Genomic DNA, 20,717 nt, shown 5'->3' with positions numbered 1-20,717 from the left:
AAAGACGACATTAAAAATTCCTTAATCAATAAATTACTTACTATTTTTCATCCACGTTATTGTGCAGACTTCATATATAGATTCTTCTATGCTGCAACTCGACAGATGAATATTTATTTTTCAATTTGAATAATCCACCTTCCCAATTAAAACTGAATTTATTTTCATCTATCTCTTTAGCGCCATATTTTTTTAATAAAAATTCTATAAAATCATTAACTTCATGAATGACATGACTGGGTAATTTCTCTATTTTTGCTTCTAAATCAGTTATTTTCATAATGAATCACCTCGTGTTATATTCAAAAATAATATAACTTCTTAAATCCAATTAGTCAAGGAAAAAAACAAAATCACTGAATGTCCCCCAAAATTTCCGAGCACTTCTTATTCTTGATAATCTTTTTTGGCTTCTTTTTTTTTGTAATTCTAAATTTTTATTCCGCTCCTTCAGAGCTTATTATGATTTTTCTTTCCCCGTTTCATAGGGCGTTGCCCCATGCTAATTTATCGCGCCCTTTCAGGGCTTTTTACACCAGCGGTAACGCCCTCGGTTTTGAACTACCCTCCAAAAAATTAAACGCTGAAGGCGCGGGATAATTGTAAATAATCCAATGAGAGCGATTGTTTCACATTTATTGAGTCCAGGAACGTCGCAGGCGTTCAACATTTGTAGAGAAAATCAAAAAATGAGGTCATAACCCTGAAAGGGTTAAACAATTCTGATTCAAAAAAACTCTTGCCTGTGTCGATTTTTTTGTTGAACTCCTTCGGAGTTCGTCATTATGCCACAATTGTTGGTTACTACAGATGTTAATCCGCTTGCGCGGATTTTTCACTTCAAGAGTTCAAATCCTTTGTAAGGGCTGTGTTTTACATCGTGGGAAAAAACGCCTAAAAGAAACTTATTTGAACCACACTCCCAAACTCTAATTCAGAACAGAATTATTTTCATCAATCTATGTCTCGAATTTTTCCACTTTCCCCTTGATATTAACCAAAAAATTATTATATTGTTACCTGTCTTCACGCAACAAAAGTGATTGGATTATGGTCATCAATCTCATTTTCCGGAGGGAATTTTGGGAACACAAAACTGGCGTAAGCTTTTTATTGCACTGATTTCGATAATTATTTTCAATTATTCTCCGATTTTCAGCCAATCGGTAAACGTTCCGCTCAATCATTGGCTATACAATTTTCTCGAACGGCTGGAAACGCGCGGATATGTTGAATCAAATTTTCTTAGAACGAGGCCTATTTCTCGCGATGATGTTGCGAAAATTTTGGCTGAAATTGAACGAAAGAGGCTGCGGAAACAGGTTTCTTTCAGCCGCGCCGAGGCTGATTTGTTTGAACAGCTCAAGGGCGAATTTTACGAGGAATTATTTGAATTAAACATACGGGCGAAAAAACGTTACCACGAACGCCATCTCTTTCAATGGGATGAAGAAAAAGCTCGACTGCGCGCTGACCTGGGATTTTCGCAGCGATTTGACATTTATCGTTCCGACGCTACGGACTCCACACAGCGGACATCGCACACCACCGGCGCTGCCATTCTCAGAGCGAAACTTGGCAAGGGACTGGCAGTTTACGCCCAATTTGAAAACACACTGGTTCGCGGCGAAGACATTCAGCGGGAAAATTTCAACCCTTCACTGGGCATGCCCACGGTAATTTCTGGCGAAAATGTCTATCAGGACGATGCAGCAGCTTATCTGGTCTGGCGGCTGCCATGGTTTGATCTGGAATTCGGCAGAGACAATGCCCGGTGGGGTCCCGGCTATCAGGGGAATTTAATGCTATCCGGAAATTGCCCCCGCTTCGACATGCTGCGTTTGCGGGCGAATTACAAATATTTCCACTTCACCAGCATCCACGGAAAATTGAATAGTGCACTTGGCGAAAAATACATCGCTGCTCATCGTCTGGAAATCAGGCCTGTTCGCTGGCTTTACCTCGGCGGCGGCGAATCAGTCATTTACGGGAATCGCGGCATTGAGCCCGCCTATCTGAATCCGATTATGCTTTACCATATCGCCGAACACCATCAGGGCGATCGGGACAACAATACGCTGGGCTTCGATTTCACTGTTTTTCCGGCGAAAAATCACAAATTTTACGGCGAGATTTTCATCGACGATTTCACATCATCGGAAAATCCGTTCACCTATTTCGGCAATAAATTTGCTTTTCAGACCGGCTATTACTGGGTCAATCCGCTGGGCATTCCCAATTTGGATTTTCGAACCGAATATACGCGAATCGAGCCTTACGTTTACACACATTACGATTCGATTAATGTGTACAGTCATTACAATCAGCACATCGGTCACTGGCTGGAGCCGAATTCGGATCAATTTTACAGCGATTTGAACTTTCTCGTCAATCGCGATTTGCAGATAAAATTATTGGTTGAACGCATCCGGCATGGAAAAGGCGACATCAATTCGCCCCATCAAAAATCGGATGGCTTGCGCAAAAAATTTCTCGACGGTATCGTGGAAAAACGATGGCGATTCGGATTTTCCGTGACAGATCAAATTTTGCGGGATATTTTCATTCGTTTGCAATACAATTTCATCGACATCAATAATGCTGACAATGTGGAAAAAAATGATCGCAGGGATCAACACATTGTGCTGGAATTGTTTGGGAATTGGTGATTTTTTTTCACCACCAAGGCTCAAAGACACGAAGAATCTTATTTGCACTGAAAAAAGTTTTGCAAATCTTTTGATTTTTAATAAATATGAAAAATAACCCATGTTTTTACACACAATATTTCTTTTATTAACGATCGGCTACATCAGCCTCATCATCGCGTTAATTGTCGGACTTTATCAATTACGAGACGGGAAAAATAAGCAAAAATATTTCGTATCTGTCATCGTTGCTGCGCACAATGAAGCCGAAAATATCAGCCGTTGCTTGAGCAGTCTGTTGCGGCAAACTTATCCGCAGGAATTGTACGAAATCATTGTTATCGACGATCGTTCCAACGATGGCACGATTGACGTGGTGAAGAAATATCAGACAGAGCACAAAAATATCCGCAGTTTACGAATCGAACGGGCGACGGGAAAAATGGCTCCGAAAAAATTTGCCCTCTCCCGTGGAATCGCCAATGCCAGCGGAGAGATTATTTTGACCACGGATGCGGATACAATTCCGGTTGCGACATGGGTGGAGACAATGGTTCGTCATTTCGAACCTTCGGTGGGACTGGTCGCCGGATTTTCGCCGCTGGATCTGGCTGAAAAAGACAATTTTATTTCCCGTTTCATCGCTCTGGATTCGCTTTCTCTGGCGGCTGTTGCTGCCGGCAGCACGGGACTGGGAAATAGTTTGACCTGCAACGGCAGAAATCTGGGTTATCGCAAAAAAGCATTCGACGAAGTGGGTGGTTTCCAGAAAATTGCACAATTCATCTCCGGCGATGATGATTTGCTATTGCATTTAATTAAAGAAGAAACTGACTGGGAAATTCGTTATGCCTTTGACCGCGGCAGTCTGGTTCACGCCAGACAGCCGAAAAATTTCAGCGAATTTGCCAATCAGCGCATCCGACACGCTTCCAAAGGAAAACACTATTCGCCCAAAATGGTACTGCTGCTTTCGGGAATTTATTTTTACAATCTGCTGCTCATCGGATATTTTTTCGGGAGCCTGTTTGCGCCAAAATTTATTTTCCTCTGGTTGACAAGTTTCATGGCCAAAGGCATCGCCGACTTCTTGCTCATGAACAGGTTTGCCATGCAGTACAGGCTTTCTCATTTTTTAACATCATTTCCCTGGGCAGCTTTTTTGCATCCGATTTATGTGACAATTTTCGGACTCTGGGGGCAATTCGGAAAATTTAAATGGAAGGGAAAAACTTACAACGCGAAATCTGAAAACGGAAAGGCAACGATTTGATTTTTATCATCGTGACAGCTATTTATCTCATCATCGTTTTGACGCTCATTATCGCATTATTTCTTCCGGATAAAGAGCAGACATGGAAAAAACCATTTGTCTCTGTTGTGGTAGCTGCTCGGAATGAAGAAAATCATATCGGGGATTTGCTGGAAGATTTGAGCAAACAAACTTACCCCGCTGATTCCTTTGAGGTAATCATTGTCAACGATGGGTCAGAAGATCGGACCGGTGAAATTATTGATTCTTTTGTCCGAAAAAATCGTCATTTCATTCATCTTCAGGCAAAACCAGACCGTGTCACTGGACTAACAGCCAAAAAAAATGCGCTGAATCAGGGAATTCAGAAAAGCAAAGCAGACATCATTTTGAGTACTGACGCCGATTGCCACGTGAAAGCGACCTGGATTGAAACCATGGTTTCCTATTTCACGAGAGATGTGGGGATGGTTGTCGGATTTTCTCAGTTCGGGCGACCTGGCGGAAAATATTCTATTTTCGAACAATTGCAAGCGATTGATTTTTTAGCATTAATGGGCGCTGCCCAGGGGGCGATTAATCTGGGAATTCCGCTGGCAGCTTCGGGACAAAATTTAGCCTATCGCAAGCAGGCCTTCCTCGAAGTCGGCGGATTTGAAAAAATTAAGGACAGAATCTCCGGCGATGACGTGCTTTTGCTGCAACTCATTCACAGACTTACAAATTGGAAAATCAGATTTGCGGATTCGGAAGCATCTTTCAACCGGACGCATCCGGAAAAAACGTTGCACTCTTTTTTGAATCAGCGAAAACGCTGGGCGTCAAACGGTTCGATTCAGTTGCAATTGAACAAACTGTTTTTCATCTTCATTTCCGTCATGCTGTTGCTCAACGCTATTTTTCTCATTGGCATTCCCATTTATGCGTTGCTGGGACTTCCGCTGTTTGTTCCGCTGATTTGTTTATTGGCGAAAATCGGCAGCGAATTTTTGATGACAGTCTCCGCGGCTTTTCGCTATCAAAGAACAGATTTGATAAAATATTTCCCCTTATGGGCAGTATTGCAACTCCCCTACGTTGCCATTAGCGGATTTTTGGGAACTTTTGGCCATTTCAAATGGAAGGACAGAACGCATCGACAGGAGTTAACTTCATTCAGGATTGACACATGAAATGGATAGCGACGACAATCAAAGCGCTGAAGCATTCAGTTAAGAAAATGCCCATAAATTCGAGCACAGAAATTCGCCTCACGCATTTGTGCACGCAACGCTGCCGCCAGTGCAGCGTTTACGAACGAACAACAGAACCGGCGATCATGAGTCCGGAAAATTTCAAAATTTTAGCGCAGCGGTTGCGCGACTACGGCGCTTTCGTCGGCTTCATCTCTGGCGGAGAAGCGACGCTGGTGCCGCATTTAGATGAAATTTTACTGGAAGCAAAACGCACCTTCACGACCGCGACCACATTGGTGACCGGTCTGTACAACAAAACCGAAGTCATTGAACGCATCGGCGAAGTCGCGTTGAAAAATAACATTCACATCCAGACCTCTCTCGACGGCTACGGAGAAATCGGCGACCACCTGCGCGGCGTGCCCAATTTCGCCGACACCGTACTAAAGCACATGAAATTGCTCGCAGACATGCGCAGCGAATCCAAATCTTTGCTTTACGCCAACATCGTTTTGAATAATCTGAATTTAGAGCAAGTGCCCGAATTGATCAAACGAGCGCGCGATTTAGGCTGGATGACGACAATCGGTTTGTACCACACGCTCACAGCGACCACGCGCGAAAACGACGACATGCGGCTGCGGTCAGGAGAACGATTGAATAAATTACTTGATTTTTTGGAAAATAATGATGATATTCTAAATCTGAATTCTTTCGTGCGCGGCATTCGTCCGTTCATCGAGGGCAGGCCGCCGGGCGTGTGCGCATTTGTGGATTCGCCGGTTCTGTCTACGCGAACGACAATCATGGAAGACGGCGCTGTTCATTTGTGCTACGGCCCGCCAGTCGGGAATATTTTCCAATCACCGCTGGCAGAAATTTTTTCCGGCGAGCGCTATCTGAAACAGCTTGAAATATACCGGCAGTGCGAAGGATGCTGGACCACTTGCTACACGCAGCGCTATTTGGCGACTCATCCGCGCTCGCTGAAGGAGTTCCGAGAAAACATTCACAAATTAAAATTGACCAGAAGATGATTGTGACGCCATGTCAGCCACAAAAAATTTGAAAGAAAGAAGGAAGTATCCGCGTTACTACCCGGATCAAAAAAATCAGCCCAAGGTGCTGTTTTTTCTGGAAAACGGCCAGCAATTTTCCGTGGACGTGGTCAATATCAGCCGCGGCGGCATGTTGGCTTCCACGCCGGACATGGACTATTTTCTGGAAATGAATCATCAAAAGATTAAAATTATCGAAATCATTCCGCCCAATCGAAAACCGTTCCGCTGCGCCGGCAAAATACTTCGCATTCATCCCATTCTGGAAGCCCGCGCCTGCTATTGCGCCGTGGAATTTCGAAAAATTGACGCAAAATTGGCTCAATCAACGATTCCGCCAAAAGCTCCCAAGTCCAGGGCCACGCAGGAAAAAGAGAAAAAACAATGGGAATCAAACATCTGGAATCGTGTTTTGGAAGCAGAAAATTATTTCCGAACACCACAAGCCGCGGATTTACAGCAGCGAGTCTACGAATCTTTCGCCGACATCACAGACCATCTCTCTCTCGAAGACCGCTGGTGGTTTTTCGAATTACTGGACGAAATAAAAAGGCAGCAGCCGGGAGTGCCTGAAGAATTGAAGAGTGATTTTCTTTCGTTGTGCGATTTAGCATATCAGAAAATAAGAGAAAATAAAAAATCGGGGAAAATGAAAGTTATTCACCGGAAAGATGAATAATGGTGAGTAGTTAAAGGTGAATGTAGTCATTTGTCATTAGGCACTGGGCATTAGTTTTTTTGCGAAAATTTGAATCAAAACCGTGAACTTTAAACTATGAATTCGTAACTCGAAACTCGTAACCCACGGAGGATGTGAATGAAAGAAAAAATCTTAATCATGCTTTTAAGCTCTCTGCTGTTATTTGCCTGTTCCAAATTTGGCGGCAATCCATTTTTTGAGACATGGAACACCCCCTTTGGCACACCGCCGTTTGAGAAAATCCAACTGAAACATTACATGCCTGCTTTCAAAAAGGGAATGGAAAATCAGCAGCAGGAGATTCAGGCAATCGCGAACAATAAAGAAGCACCGACGTTCGAGAATACCCTCGAAGCCATGGAAGAGAGCGGCAAGCTTCTGACCAAAGTGAGCAACGTGTTTTTTAATTTGACGTCTGCTAATACCAGCGATGAACTACAAGCGATTTCCAAGGAAGTTTCTCCCCTGCTCTCCAAACACAGCGACGACATCATGCTCAATGCGAAACTATTTCAGCGCATCAAAGCGATTTACGAGCAAAGAGATCAATTGGACCTGACTGCCGAGCAAAATCGCTTACTGGAAAAATATTACGAAGACTTCGTGCGCAACGGCGCTAATCTCTCCGACGAAGACAAAGAAAAACTCAGAGAAATCAACAAGCAACTTTCCATGCTCACCCTGCAATTCGGCGAAAATGTGCTCAAAGAAGACAACAATTTTGAGTTAGTAATTGACAATGAAGAAGACCTCTCCGGATTGCCGGAGGCGGTTCGCGCTGCCGCGGCCGAAGCCGCCAAAGCCAAAGGCTACGAAGGAAAATGGCTGTTCACTTTGCACAAACCGAGTCTGATCCCATTTCTGCAATATTCCGACAAACGGGATTTGCGCGAAAAGATGTTCAAAGCCTATATCATGCGCGGGGACAATGACAACGAATATGATAACAAAAAAATTCTTACCAAGATCGTTTCTCTGCGCGTGAAACGGGCGCATCTGTTAGGCTATCCGACTCATGCGGACTATGTTCTGGAAGAAAACATGGCAAAAACGCCCAAAAATGTTTACGACTTACTCTGGAAAATCTGGAAGCCGGCGCTGAACATGGCGAAAAAAGAAGCCTATGAATTGCAGTCCATGATTTACAAAGAAGGCAATAATTTCAAGCTTCAGCCCTGGGATTGGTGGTATTATTCGGAAAAAGTCCGCAAAGCCAAATACGATTTAGACGAAGAAATGCTGCGTCCCTATTTTAAATTGGGAAATGTGATTCAAGGCGTTTTTGATGTCGCGCATAAATTGTACGGTCTCACTTTCGAAGAACGCCATGATATTTCGGTCTATCATCCTGACGTGAAAGTTTTTGAGGTCAAAGATGCAGATGGCAGCCACCTCGGGATTCTGTACACCGACTATTTTCCGCGCGCCAGTAAGCGCGGCGGCGCCTGGATGAATGCGTACCGCAAACAGCAGCGCGTCGGCGGTGTAGAAGTCACTCCCATCGTCTGTAACGTTTTTAACGTCTCAAAACCCACGGCGGATAACCCATCTTTGCTGAGCTTCGAAGAAGTCAGTACACTATTCCACGAATTCGGCCATGCGTTGCACGGGCTGCTTTCTGACTGCACCTATCCGTTGCTTTCGGGTACGGAAGTACCGCGCGATTTTGTGGAACTACCCTCGCAAATCATGGAAAACTGGGCAGCGGAACCGGAAGTGCTGAAATCTTTCGCCAAACACTACAAAACCGGCGAGCCGATTCCCGACGAGCTCATTGAAAAAATCAAAAAATCGAGTAAATTCAATCAGGGATTTGCCACTGTGGAATATCTGGCGGCATCGTTTCTCGATATGGACTGGCACACTTTGACGGACACCACGCTGCAAAATGCGCACGAATTTGAGAAAAAATCCATGGACAGAATCGGTCTCATTCCGGAAATCGTCGTGCGTTATCGTAGTCCCTATTTCCGCCACATTTTTTCCGGCGGCTATTCCGCTGGCTACTACAGTTACATCTGGGCGGAAGTGCTGGACTCCGACGCATTTCAGGCGTTCAAAGAAACCAGCCTGTTCGACAAAGAAACCGCTGCAAAATTCCGCAAATACATCCTCTCTCGCGGCGGTACTGAAGAGCCCATGGAAATGTACAAAAAATTCCGCGGCAGAGAGCCGAAAATTGAACCGTTGCTGAAAAAACGAGGATTGTTGTAAAAATAGACAACCTTGCGCAGGCTCATTTGAACTTGCGCAAGGTTTTTCTTCCCATCCAAGCTGCAAATAAAACAGAAATTAACGCGCCCAATCCCAATAAAAGAAGCGGAGTTTTTTTCTTTTCCACCTGTAGAATGGGTTCGCCGTAAAGACAGAATGGCGCCCAGAAAAACGGATGCTGGTAATAAACACCGTCGATACTTCTGACATCTTTCAACAATGCTAATTTTGCATCTGCCAGCGCATTGGTTACATTTTTTTCCGAATGGAGCAGATTATTGTAAAAACGAATCATCAATTCGGAAGTGAATCGATCTTCCACTTTCCAGAGCGTCATCAAAACTGCCGCTGCTCCTTTTCCCAGAAACATTCTCGGCAAGCCTAAAACGCCCTCGCCATCCACATTTTTTCCCCTGCCGGTCTCGCAAGCGCTGAGCACGACCAGTCTGGGATTGACTTTGACCTGATTTATTTCATAGCTTTGCAGAATGCCATCATTTAAGGAATTTTCCCCTTTTGCCAGAATCAGTCCGGAAAAAATATCAAACTTCAAATCAGCAAATCCGTGCGTGGAAATGTGAAGTATGTCTTGATCAGCCAATTGGCGGAAAAGCTGCTCCTCTGTTGCTTTCTCGCGCCGAAAAATTCGGGCGCGCGGATAGATTTCGCTGATTTTTTTGGCTTCAAAATCGGAAAACGGCAACGGTGAAAAACTCCAGCCCGTATATTGTGAAATCTTTTTACGAAAGGAACCTGGCACCGGCTCGGTTCGCAAAAATGAACATGGATTGGAAAAAATGGAAAATTCAGGTTTCGCCGGAATCATTTTATGATCCTCGCTGATAATTGCCAGCGAGGGCGCGTAACAAATTTTGTGTTTTTGAATTAAAAAATAAGGCGTGTAATCGGGAAAATCCTCCAGCCGGTATTGTTTCATCCGAGGCTCTGCTGTCAGCAGAAGTTCAAAAGGCAAAAGGGACAAATAAGAATCCGGAATAATGAGTAATTGCTCAGGGAGCGATATTTTCCTTTCAACTGGCGCAATCAATTGTTTGTACAAATCATGGGCAAGGGAAGCGTCAAAAATTGGAAATTCCTGATCTCCGGACAAATCAAAAGGAAGATGGAAACTCTCCATCAATTTTTCCACTGCTGCGCCAATTTTCTCCTCACTTGTTTTGAGACGAATAGCCTGAATGTTGCCATTCGACCCGGCCAGCACAAAACTCACGTTTTTATTCAGGTAATAAATCAAAATTCCGACGCCTGATTTGTTGAAATGAGAGGACATTTTTGAAAAAGATTGCAAAAAATTTTTCCCGGACATTGCATTGCCGGAACTGTCTGTTTTGCTGTGCAAATAGCTATTCAACAAAGAATATCGCGCCGCTTGAAATTCGGTGATCATTTCACTGGCCGATTTTGCCGGTGAAAATCCGCACATTTGATCACGCAATTTATTTTGTACTTGAGAAAATTCTTCGATGGAATGTTTGAGCTGCGGGGCGTTTTCCGGAGATTTATCTTCTCTTGTCAGGAACTTCATCTCATACAATTCCCGCGCTCGGCCTCGCTCCAATATTAAAAACGTTGAATCAATGAATGATTCTTTTCCGCTTTGTTCGTATTTTCGAAAATAGCACTCGACTAATTTTCGATAAACCTCATATCTTTTGCTCAAATAGCCAATGCGAAGCTGGTCAACCTGCAAATGTTCTTTTTCCTGCTCAATCAATTCAATGGATTGTGCGAAATTTTGAATTGCGCTGTCCAGGTCTCCAATTTCAAAAAAGGCCTGGCCTATATGAGAATATGCCTGTAAAAGCAAATTGTTATCCTCTTTTTCACTGGCAAAAACAATGATCTTTTTCAATCGATTCAGAGCAGAACCTATCTCATCGCTAGCAATCTCGATATTTGCAATATCCAGCAGATACCAGTATTCATAATTTTCATAGCCCGCCTCTTGCGATTCCTTCATAGCTTGTAAATACAACTTCTTGGATTTTTTCAATTGCTTGTTTTCGCGATATTTACTCGCCAATTTTCCGGTCCAAAAAGCAGCAGAAATGCGTTGATTCCTTTTGCGGAGAGAATCAAAAAATCTGTTGTAAATTATTTCCACATTTTGATTAATTTCAGTTTGTTCTGTTAAATCCGACAACCGAACTTTAGCAGATAGCCGGTAAAACGGATCTCTGAACTTGAGCGAATCGATAGCAAAATTTCCCAGGAGTTCTTTTGCCAATTCTTCCAGATTCAAGTAAATGAGTAAATCGCCTTTGGAAATCAAAGCCCGATTAAAAATATCGCTCCGCTTCACCTGCAACGCCACATTTGAACATTTGTCAAAATTCACCAGCGCATCGTAATAACGCCCCCGCTGAATAAATGCTGATGCCAGGTTATAATACCAGGCAGCAGCGAAATCTTCACGAAAAATGGAAAGAGCCAGCGAAGCCGCCTTTTGAGAAAATTTTATCGACTTTTCATAGTCTCCTTTGATGCGAAGAATATAACCTAAATTCCCTGCTGTTCGTTGCTGATGATAATAGTCGCTGAAATGTACTGAAATTTCATAGGCAGAGTCCAGCAAGGCAAGCGCTGTATCCACATTATGTTGGTAAAACTGAACCATACCAAAGTTTGTCAAAAATTCCGCCTTTTCTTCAAAATCCTGACACAATTCTGCCAATTTTAAACCGCGCGTAAAAACTGAATCCGCCTTATTCATCTGTTTTAGGCGAAAAAAACTTTTGCCATAAGCACGAATCAATGAGAGTTCATTAGCAAATTCTGAAGGCAATTCTTTGATCTTTTCAATGACATAAGTGTATTTTGCAGAATGAAAATCGATAAAAATTTCTGCAATTTTTTGATACGACGGCGGTAGTTGAAAAGTTTTAAATTGCGACAGAAGTTTGTGAGAATTTTCGAAACGAAAAAATTGAGTGACAAATTCTTCGATAGCATCGACATCAGGTGCGGGGACTCGGGAAAAATACAAATTAAAATAAAATCTCGCGCTATCTAATTTCCCGAGATAAGCCCAGGAATTCCCCAACATGCGGTAGCTGTTGATTTTATAGCGTTCGTTTTTGCTCAGTGAATTGAAAAAATCAATCGCGCCATTGAGATCATTTTTTATTAAGAAAAACTCGAAAATCTTCTTATAACAAGGCGCATAATCAGGATGTTTTTGCAGGAAACGATTCAGCCTTTGAACAGAAGAATCCACAGGGGCATTTTCAAGCGATGAAACCAGTTGATAAAATTGCAAGGCAACAGCGGGACGGTGCGTGATTTCCGTCCCGCTGCCTCTTCCCGGTCCCAAAACGAAAAAGCAAAGGAATAAGCATTGGAAAAAATTTTTAATCATTTTTCCAATCATTGGCTATTTTCCGAGTTTATTGAATTCTCTTTACGGCGACCTCGATGATAACGTAACCCTGATCAGCATTTTTTATGAGTCTCACCTGCGAACTGAAATCTTCATAAGTATTTTCTGTGGAAAGACCAAAAACTTCTTCGTCCGCTCCAACCGTCAGGCTGCCTTCGTAACCAACGAGCAAGCTCTCTGTTGTTGTAGGGGGATAATATTCCACAATATATTCAATTGCCAGATTGCTAAGAGTCTCATAAAGCAATTTTTTGCAACAACAGATTTCAGGCAATATGCTTACTTGATTGTCGCAAGAATATATATCCATCAATTTAGCTGTAAAAATTGCCGTTGAATATGGGTCGTTTTTGCTAAATCTAACCTGGCTGCTATATACATCGCTGACTCTACTGGTGGTTTGGAACTCTCCTGTAAGGGCACTAACGAAATCGCCGGTCATTATTGAAGACCTCACGGTATCAATCGGCGGACAGGGAGGCGGCGGATCGCCCTTGAGCATCGTTTTTACCATTTCCTCGCCAATTTTCTCAAGAAAATTTGTTGAACTGCCCACATTGGTGATTAAATGTTCAGCATCTCCTATTTTTTTCTTTGCGAAATGAGTTTGCCCGACGCAATTTGTGGAAATGAAGAAAATGAAGAAAAGAGCGAGAAATATGATTTTTTTGTCAATTTGTATCATGGCTTCCTCCTTGAAAAATAGGATTCAAAATATATTCTCCTGCGAAATCGAATTTTCTCGGGGGATGCGAAACAGAGGATGCTTTTTCCGAATCTCACAGAAACGGATTAATGTTTTTCCAGCTTTCGAACAATTTCTTCCGCCCGGTGATAAAACGAACTATTGGAATCAATCATTACCAGCCAAACCATAGCCGAGTCCGGCTGATTCTGAATAGCATAAATCAATCCGAGATAGTAATATTCACGGCCCGTCTTGTCGAGCGATAATTTATTAGCCATTCCAATGGCGCGCTTAATGTGCGATTCTGATTTTTCCAAATAGTTACTTTTCATTTTCGCAGATATTTTTCTGTCGGACGTAAGGAAAAGATAAGCCAGACCCTGATAAAAATTCAGGTCTCGCCTCAATTGTGAATATTTTTTTTCCGGCTTCAGCGCTGCGAGTTGAGCATTTAAGGCATCGAATTTCTCAATGGCCGCAGAGTAATCTTCGTACAAGTAGTCGCTCATCGCGGCGTTGAAATTATTTCTGATAATGACTTCGAGCGAATCGCTTTCCGGGAAAATGCCGCTGCCTTTGAATTGCGTGCCGCTGTAATCACCTTTCTTCAAATACTGGCGCCACTGGTCTCCGGAACCATTTATTTGACTCACATAAAAATAACCGCCAATAATCACAACGCAAGCAAAAACAACAGCCCAGGCCGCACGAGGCATTTTTGCCGGTAAAAACAAATGGGAAAAATATTCTTGCAATTTTTCCGCGATTTTCCATTGATTTTTCTCACGTTTGACATCGCTACCCTTCACAGAATTTTTGATTTTTTCAACAATTCGCGGGTACTCCGCACTCAAACTTTCCTGTAATTCAAGATAATGCTGCTCATTCACTTCCGGCGTGTCCGACTCGATTTTTGAAAGCAAAATGTCAAAAACCACCGGTGATTTCTCCAGCGCGTGCAAAAATGCAGTCGCTGTTTCTAATTGCAATCCCCCTGAAAAAAATTGGTACAAAGTCTCGTCGGCCAATCGAAAAAAGTCCGATTCACCCACATTTTTTTCATTTTTCAACAAATCCTTATCGTACATTTTTTTCAACTGATCCAGCAATTCTTTCAGCACTTTGCCATGAAAAGATTCGATCAATGCCCCCATTTTTTTGTGTGAATTTCCCCGCACATAATCAAGCACTTCCTCAAGGGAAATCTGTTCTCGAATGTTCACTTCTGACTCCTTAACAAAGAATCTTATTATTTTCCATTTATTCAATTTCTCTATTCATTAAACTAGCATATTCAAAAAAATAGCTGCGCAAAACGTCGCTGAAAGCAGAAAAGCAGCGAAAACAATTATTCAAATGAATGTTCAATTGGCGGCACAACTTGCGCTTCGTCTCTTGATCCTTTTCCATAGCAAAAAAGAGCAGAAAAAATTCCGTGTTATTGTTAAGAAAAGGATGTGCGCTGGAACACTGCTTTTCCGGGATTTCATTTATGATTTGTTCCGCAATGCCATTAGTGTTGATATTCTTGACTTGTTCCTTCAGGCGGACAAATTCCACTTTCACATTCATCGGCAACTCCAGGCTATTGAAAGTCTTGCCCGCTGATTTTTCAGCGTATAAAAATGCAAGCACTTTGCCCAGGGAAGGAACGCTCTCTTTCATTAGCATCTTGAACCTCAATTTTTTAAGGTGAGGGATGACATCTTTCAACAAATTTTTAAGGCCTATTTCTATCTATCAAGAGCGAAACTTTAGTGGGAATCTCACAAATTTTTTCAGTCGGAGGAAGAAAAAGCTTTTACAAGACGGAACTTAATGACGTCAACATTGTGTTCACTTAATCCTTCCAAACAGGGGTGGGCGAGGACCATTCGAGAGGAGAAATCAGCCCATGAGCGCAACATGAAAATTTGAATATTTCGCTCCAGACTTTGAGATTGAGTTTTCAGCGAATTCCGAAGCAAATGAACTAAATGCTCATATATTTCCCAACTTTGATAATACGGAAGATGGGCACCAAAATCCTCAATATCACCAGATTGTTCCACAAAAAATTTTGGCAGGTGTTTTTTAATAAATCGGCTTGCCGCTCGGGAGCAAAGTATCGAAAGCCAATAACGAAAAAGCTTCTCATTTTCCCGTTCACGAAATTCACGCAGCGCCTTACAGTCATCTTTGTAGAGCGTTTCAAATACATCGTCGACGATCATTTTTGCTGTATCTTTCAACTGCAACTTCAAACGAGAAATGTTCCAGCGGCGACATACAGATTCTGCCTTGGCATAAAGAAACGGATAATATCGCTCTACAAAAACGCACCAGGCACTTTCCCAATTCGGGGACCTAACATCACTGCAATAATCAAGGAGAGTATAAAAGGAAATATTTTTTAAATCACTTTTCATTACACTCCAAAACGACTAAGTTGAATAATCAGAATTTAATTTTACAGCAATTTTCTTTGATTACAAATATTATTTTTATTATTTAGATTTGCATTTAATATAGAAAATATATTCAATAATGTCAAGAATTTTTTATATCAGCGCGTAAATGTTCTCCGATGCCCTCCGCCATTCATTGGTTCATTAACGCTAAACTAACTAATATTGTTTAGTCAGATTGCTTTTTTACATCCCCCCTGTCCCCCCTTCAAAGGGGGGAATCAAGTAACTCCCCCTTCAAAAGGAAAGAACCAAGTAAGTCCCCCTTTGAAGGGGGATTTAGGGGGATGTTTAATTGGCTAAATAATAAAAAAAAAATCATCTGATATCTAAATTTGCTAAGTAGTACCAATCATCAAACGTGGAATGCTGTTCTCCATTTTTCCCTTGACATCTTCCTTTTTTTTCAATAACTTTAGACCGAAGATTTAAATTGCCGGAAAAAAACCAACAACTTCGGGCACAGAGATTTTATTTCGTCCGATTCTGCACCCCGACTACATTTCTCTTTTCGCATCCGGCAGAATGAGAAAAATTGGCCTAAAATGAACATCGCCGTTCCAAAACTCAATCGCATCATTTTGTATTTTTTGTCCGGGATCGTGTTGCCGTGCATTATTTTGGCGTACTTTGCGCTGCGCGGAATTCGCAACGACACGGCGCTGACAGAGAAAAAAATTGTTACCGCGCACCAACGGGCAGCAAAGAAAATTTTAGCCGCTATCAACGAACAAATCAGACAAACAGAGTTAGCCGTTCGCCGTCAATTTTTCTCACGCGGGATCATCGTAACCAATTTCAAAAATTCCGCATGGGAAAATAATCTCGATTCTCTTCCCTGGTATGCAATCTTCACCGCCAGGTCTGATGGCGAAATGGAATTTCTTCACCCCGGGTTGCTTTTCTTCTCTGACGATGAAAAATATTTAGAACTTGAGCAAATTCAGACCCAATTTCCACGCGCTGATTATTTTGAATTTCAAACAAAAGAATACAACAAAGCGATCACAATCTATCGTTCCGAATTAACAAAAAGGAAAAATAAAAATTCACAAGGAGTAATTTTACTCGCACTCGCCCGCTTGTACAGAAAAAATAATAACCTCAAACAGGCGCACATCACCTATCGTCTTCTTTCGGAAAAATTCAAGGGGAATCGGGAGACGGGGGAAATTCCCTTGAATTTGATTGCTGGCACTGCAATGGCAGAGCTGAGATTAGCGCAACAAGACACGTTCGCCGCGGCGGATAATTTTTTTCAATTATTCGAAAATCTGACGCAGCGAGAATGGTATTTGACTCGCTCCGAATATTTTTTCTATTTGAAGAATATCAAAAATTCGCTGGATAATTTAATGAAATCAGCGCTGGCTAAATCACAATTTCAAAGCAAATACGATAGTCTGAATGCCATTGTTCGGAAAGAAAAACTAATGGCAGAAAAATTGCTTGCTTTTGAAACGGATTGCCGCAGATCAATCGCCGAAAAAATTCCGACCGATTCCGCGGTGCGTCATCTTTCGCTCACCGCTCAAAACCGCGAGTATTTTTTGAGCTTGCTGCCTGAAAGCTTAAAGGCAAAAGTGCAGTCAGGAATTTCGCTGGGAATCCTCTGGGATGAGGAAAAATTGATTGACAGGATCAGTACTCCGCAATTTCGGAAAAAACTGGCGCTGAAGAATTCCTGCTATCGCATCCTGGGTAAAAATAAAAACGTCCTGTTTTGCTCGGAAAATTTCGAAGCCGGGAAAATGACTGTGCGGACAAATCTTGTCGATGATTTTCCGCCGTGGACGATTGAATTTTACCAAAAAGACCTGCATCTTTTTGAAAATTTTCTCAAATTGCGGCGCAGCATTTATTTGTACTCATTTTTACTCATCGCCGGAATTCTGGGTTTCGGACTCGTGTTAACTTCCATCAGCATCACCCGCGAGATCGAGCTGGCGAAACTGAAATCCGACTTCGTTTCCACAATTTCCCATGAATTGCGCAGTCCGCTCACCTCCATTCGACAATTGGCGGAAATGTTACAGCGCGGCAGAGTGCCCACTGCCGACCGAAAACAAAAATATTACGACGTAATTGTCGAACAAAGCGAAAAACTATCGCTGCTAATCAATAATATTCTGGATTTTTCCAAAATTGAAAGCAAAAAAAGACGATTTGATTTTGAATTGATTGATTTCGGTAAATTTCTCGCTGTTCTGCTGATTTCTCCCATCGAACGTCTCCAGGAAGAAGGTTTTAAAATTGAAACTGAAATCCAAAAAGGAATGCCAAAAATTTCAATTGACCGCGCCGGATTGGCCCAGGTCATCAATAATTTGCTGGACAATGCGGCTAAATATTCTGACAAAAGGAAAAAAATCATCATTCGCTGCTATCGCGAAAAAAGTGAGATTATTTTTTCGGTGCAGGATTTCGGCATCGGCATCCCTGCCGACGAGCAGGGCAAAATTTTTGACAAATTTTATCGCAGCAGAGATGACTCGGTGCGCACAAAAATCAAAGGCAGCGGCTTGGGCTTGACTCTGGTGAAGCTGATCGTTGAAGCGCATCGCGGCAAAATAGACGTTGTTAGCGAAGTAGGCAAAGGCAGCACGTTTAAAATTAAATTGCCAATTTTGAATTGAAACTTGACAAAAAAATAGAAGAGAATAATTTGTCAGGGGAATTTGTCTTTTCCCAAAAATTTCAACAATTAGCAAAATCCAGATTATCCTGTAAATCCTGTCGAAACTTTTTTGAAAAAATCAAATAAACAGGCTTAAAAATGGCAAAAATTCTCATCATCGAAGACGACAAAAATATCCGCATGGCGCTGACTGATGACCTGGAATTTGAGGGATACGAGGTTGAGCAAACTGCTGACGGTAAGAATGGTCTGAGTCGAGCGCAAAAGGAAAAATTTGATCTAATCATTCTCGACATTATGCTTCCCGAAATGAATGGTTTTGATGTCTGTCGCGAATTGAGAAAAACAGACACCTTTACCCCTATTTTAATGTTAACTGCAAAAAGCGAGGAAATCGACAAAATTTTGGGTCTGGAGCTTGGTGCCGATGACTATGTTACCAAACCGTTTAGTCCGCGTGAATTACTGGCTCGAGTCAAGGCATTGTTACGCCGTAGCAAAAATACTGAACGCGAAATCGCATGTTTTTATTTTGGCGATATTGAACTGGATTTTAAAAAATACAGCGCTAAAAAAGGTGGCGAGTCAATTTACTTTACCGCTTTGGAATTTTCTTTACTCCACTTCCTGGTTAAACATAAAAACGAAGTGATAACGCGCGACCAACTGTTGGATGCGATCTGGGGCAGTGATGTTTACGTGACCCAACGAACAGTTGATACGCACATTGCTAACTTGCGCAAGAAAATAGAAAATGATCCGGCAAAACCAAAATACATCGTAGGCGTGCGAGGTGTGGGGTATATGCTTGCTGTTGAACAATAGGTTCGGTTCTGGATTTGTAATTTTGGATTGCAGACAACATATTCTGAATGATAAATTTTGAGCCACAAACGGAAAGCCACAATCAAAAATCTAACATAAAAAAATCAATGAAAAATCTATCCCTACAATTAAAATCTTTACTCTTTTGCCTATTAACAATTTTCATTTTTTCCCATGGAGTTCGATCTCAGGGAGTGATTTTTCAAGCTGGCTTATATGCAGAAGAAGTAGAAGGTGATTTGAACAAAGCCCTGTACTATTACCAGCAGATTGTCCTGCTCTATCCGGAAAATCGCTTTTTGGCAGCAAATGCATTGCTTCATATTGGCTTGTGTTATGAAAAATTAGGGGAGGAAAAAGCATCTCAATCTTACCAGAGAATTGTAACGGACTATGCAGATCAACTCGAAATTGCTGCCATAGCGAGAAAGAAACTATTGAGCTTAAAAAAGCCACCAGCAACAAATAAGTTGGTAAAGTACTATTTTGAACGCTTGACTCTTGATCCAATGACTGCGGTCTCTTTCGATGGAAAATTCTTTGCTTTCACAGACTGGACAACTGGAAATTTAAAGATTAGAAATTTGAAAAATAGGGCTGAAGAAAAAATAACCAACATTGATTGGTCAAAAACACATAAATTTGCTTATCATCCTGTCTGGAGCAGGGATAGTAAACATATTGCATACAGCCAGTATCGCGCAATTAATTTTATTGAATTACATATAGTGACAACATTTAATAAAAAAAATATAGTGGTATATTCAAATCCTAAATTCATGATTTTCCCCCATGATTGGACGCCGGATGGTAAAAAAATTCTATGCGAAATTTTTAACAACTTATATTCATCTAACCCAGAACACTATTTAGCCCTAATTTCAACTGATGGCAATTTGGAGAAAATAACCCAATTAGGTTCCCAAACGCGTGGGCTAAAATTTTCTCCTGATGGCAAATTTGTAGCTTATGATTTATTAAAGTGGAATCAAAGGCACATTTTTATTTATAATTTTAAAGATAAACAAGAAGTAAAGATAACAAAAGGGAAGTCAGGTTACGTTGGTTTTGAAAGCCCAATATGGGGACCCGATGGAAAATTATTATTATATCGCAGTCAAGGTCGCGGCATCCCGGATCTTTGGGCAACACCAATAAAAAATGGCAAACCCTTTGGCGATTCTTACATTGTACTTTCTGATCTTGTTGGCTCATTATTGTCCATGAAAGGGCTGGGGAAAAACCACATTACAAGCTCAAGTCTTAACATAACATCGAATAAAAAAGAAAATGTCAATTTCGAAGAAGAATTTAATTCGTCGAATTTGGATGATGCCTGGACAGTTTCAGGGTGGGAAAAAACAAATGTTTATGATTATCAGTCTTTTGGCAGATATTCACTATCTGATAATCCGGGTTATCTCCGATATTATTTAGATCCTGCCATGGTCCCGGGAAACGCTATCAATTATATGCCAAGTTTTACAGAGTGGTGGTTTTGGTATTACCCCGCACTCGAAATTAGCCGTCCAATTTATGGCAGACAGTGGGTACTTGAAGCACGTGCCACATATTCGATGGTTGATGGTGTAAATTCTCGGGTTTTTCTGTTTAAAATATTATTTGCCGATACTAAAGTCTTTGATGCTACTCTTTCAATTACAAGAGGGAA

General features: G+C 41.7%; 15 protein-coding genes. 9 read left to right on the top strand and 6 right to left on the bottom strand.

Translation table 11 applies throughout. The features are described from left to right. Window positions 1–70: 70 nt before the first annotated feature. Window positions 71–280: a DUF2281 domain-containing protein gene (locus GXO74_09175; protein ID NOZ61841.1), complete on the bottom strand. Its 210-nt coding sequence runs from the start codon at window positions 278–280 to the stop codon at window positions 71–73. An 802-nt stretch (window positions 281–1,082) separates the two neighbouring features. On the opposite strand from GXO74_09175, the gene GXO74_09170 reads away from it, so the two are divergent. From GXO74_09170 to GXO74_09145, 6 genes are all read left to right on the top strand, one after another. Beyond that, window positions 1,083–2,669 carry a capsule assembly Wzi family protein gene (locus GXO74_09170; protein NOZ61840.1) on the top strand — a complete coding sequence of 529 codons (1,587 nt, stop codon included), beginning with the start codon at window positions 1,083–1,085 and terminating at the stop codon, window positions 2,667–2,669. 100 nt (window positions 2,670–2,769) lie between these two features. Then, the gene (locus tag GXO74_09165) at window positions 2,770–3,921 is read left to right on the top strand and encodes a glycosyltransferase (protein ID NOZ61839.1); all 1,152 of its coding nucleotides are present in this window, start codon (window positions 2,770–2,772) and stop codon (window positions 3,919–3,921) included. After that, complete coding sequence (locus GXO74_09160; protein NOZ61838.1) at window positions 3,918–5,072, top strand: glycosyltransferase; 1,155 nt, start codon at window positions 3,918–3,920, stop codon at window positions 5,070–5,072. The genes GXO74_09165 and GXO74_09160 overlap by 4 nt, the downstream gene beginning before the upstream one ends. Continuing rightward, the gene (locus GXO74_09155; protein ID NOZ61837.1) at window positions 5,069–6,112 is read left to right on the top strand and encodes a radical SAM protein; all 1,044 of its coding nucleotides are present in this window, start codon (window positions 5,069–5,071) and stop codon (window positions 6,110–6,112) included. Before GXO74_09160 ends, GXO74_09155 begins: the two co-directional genes overlap by 4 nt. Window positions 6,113–6,122: 10 nt before the next feature. Further along, window positions 6,123–6,812 carry a PilZ domain-containing protein gene (locus tag GXO74_09150; GenBank protein ID NOZ61836.1) on the top strand — a complete coding sequence of 230 codons (690 nt, stop codon included), beginning with the start codon at window positions 6,123–6,125 and terminating at the stop codon, window positions 6,810–6,812. Between the two features lie 138 nt (window positions 6,813–6,950). Beyond that, on the top strand, window positions 6,951–9,047 hold the full coding sequence (locus GXO74_09145; GenBank protein ID NOZ61835.1) for a M3 family metallopeptidase: 2,097 nt from the start codon (window positions 6,951–6,953) through the stop codon (window positions 9,045–9,047). 22 nt (window positions 9,048–9,069) lie between these two features. Here the strand turns inward: GXO74_09145 and GXO74_09140 are convergent, their stop codons facing one another. From GXO74_09140 to GXO74_09120, 5 genes are all read right to left on the bottom strand, one after another. After that, complete coding sequence (locus GXO74_09140; GenBank protein ID NOZ61834.1) at window positions 9,070–12,438, bottom strand: CHAT domain-containing protein; 3,369 nt, start codon at window positions 12,436–12,438, stop codon at window positions 9,070–9,072. A 16-nt stretch (window positions 12,439–12,454) separates the two neighbouring features. Beyond that, window positions 12,455–13,132 carry a hypothetical protein gene (locus tag GXO74_09135; protein NOZ61833.1) on the bottom strand — a complete coding sequence of 226 codons (678 nt, stop codon included), beginning with the start codon at window positions 13,130–13,132 and terminating at the stop codon, window positions 12,455–12,457. Window positions 13,133–13,239: 107 nt separating this feature from the next. Next, window positions 13,240–14,358, bottom strand: a complete 1,119-nt coding sequence (locus tag GXO74_09130) for a hypothetical protein (protein ID NOZ61832.1) — start codon at window positions 14,356–14,358, stop codon at window positions 13,240–13,242. A gap of 37 nt (window positions 14,359–14,395) precedes the next feature. Then, on the bottom strand, window positions 14,396–14,806 hold the full coding sequence (locus GXO74_09125) for a hypothetical protein (GenBank protein ID NOZ61831.1): 411 nt from the start codon (window positions 14,804–14,806) through the stop codon (window positions 14,396–14,398). A 107-nt stretch (window positions 14,807–14,913) separates the two neighbouring features. Beyond that, entirely contained in the window at window positions 14,914–15,543 is a 630-nt protein-coding gene (locus GXO74_09120) for a hypothetical protein (GenBank protein NOZ61830.1), read from the bottom strand. A 584-nt stretch (window positions 15,544–16,127) separates the two neighbouring features. Between GXO74_09120 and GXO74_09115 the strand changes: the two genes are divergently transcribed. The 3 genes from GXO74_09115 to GXO74_09105 form a co-directional block, all read left to right on the top strand. Beyond that, on the top strand, window positions 16,128–18,218 hold the full coding sequence (locus GXO74_09115; GenBank protein NOZ61829.1) for a hypothetical protein: 2,091 nt from the start codon (window positions 16,128–16,130) through the stop codon (window positions 18,216–18,218). 140 nt (window positions 18,219–18,358) lie between these two features. Next, complete coding sequence (locus tag GXO74_09110) at window positions 18,359–19,045, top strand: response regulator transcription factor (protein ID NOZ61828.1); 687 nt, start codon at window positions 18,359–18,361, stop codon at window positions 19,043–19,045. A 47-nt stretch (window positions 19,046–19,092) separates the two neighbouring features. Further along, window positions 19,093–20,717: tetratricopeptide repeat protein (locus GXO74_09105; protein NOZ61827.1), on the top strand; the 1,625-nt coding region annotated here is incomplete at its 3' end.

The organism is Calditrichota bacterium, from assembly GCA_013152715.1.
In the GTDB taxonomy this organism is placed as follows: domain Bacteria; phylum Zhuqueibacterota; class Zhuqueibacteria; order Thermofontimicrobiales; family Thermofontimicrobiaceae; genus 4484-87.
Note: the sequence above shows the minus strand (reverse complement) of the source record. Positions and strands in the feature narration are given on the sequence as shown.

What these genes read in the sequence shown, in the direction of transcription:
- GXO74_09175 (NOZ61841.1), bottom strand. Translation starts at nt 280, where the DNA reads ATGAAAATAACTGATTTAGAAGCAAAAATAGAGAAATTACCCAGTCAT.
- GXO74_09165 (NOZ61839.1), top strand. Translation starts at nt 2,770, where the DNA reads ATGTTTTTACACACAATATTTCTTTTATTAACGATCGGCTACATCAGC.
- GXO74_09155 (NOZ61837.1), top strand. Translation starts at nt 5,069, where the DNA reads ATGAAATGGATAGCGACGACAATCAAAGCGCTGAAGCATTCAGTTAAG.
- GXO74_09150 (NOZ61836.1), top strand. Translation starts at nt 6,123, where the DNA reads ATGTCAGCCACAAAAAATTTGAAAGAAAGAAGGAAGTATCCGCGTTAC.
- GXO74_09145 (NOZ61835.1), top strand. Translation starts at nt 6,951, where the DNA reads ATGAAAGAAAAAATCTTAATCATGCTTTTAAGCTCTCTGCTGTTATTT.
- GXO74_09140 (NOZ61834.1), bottom strand. Translation starts at nt 12,438, where the DNA reads ATGATTGGAAAAATGATTAAAAATTTTTTCCAATGCTTATTCCTTTGC.
- GXO74_09135 (NOZ61833.1), bottom strand. Translation starts at nt 13,132, where the DNA reads ATGATACAAATTGACAAAAAAATCATATTTCTCGCTCTTTTCTTCATT.
- GXO74_09125 (NOZ61831.1), bottom strand. Translation starts at nt 14,806, where the DNA reads ATGCTAATGAAAGAGAGCGTTCCTTCCCTGGGCAAAGTGCTTGCATTT.
- GXO74_09120 (NOZ61830.1), bottom strand. Translation starts at nt 15,543, where the DNA reads ATGAAAAGTGATTTAAAAAATATTTCCTTTTATACTCTCCTTGATTAT.
- GXO74_09115 (NOZ61829.1), top strand. Translation starts at nt 16,128, where the DNA reads ATGAACATCGCCGTTCCAAAACTCAATCGCATCATTTTGTATTTTTTG.
- GXO74_09110 (NOZ61828.1), top strand. Translation starts at nt 18,359, where the DNA reads ATGGCAAAAATTCTCATCATCGAAGACGACAAAAATATCCGCATGGCG.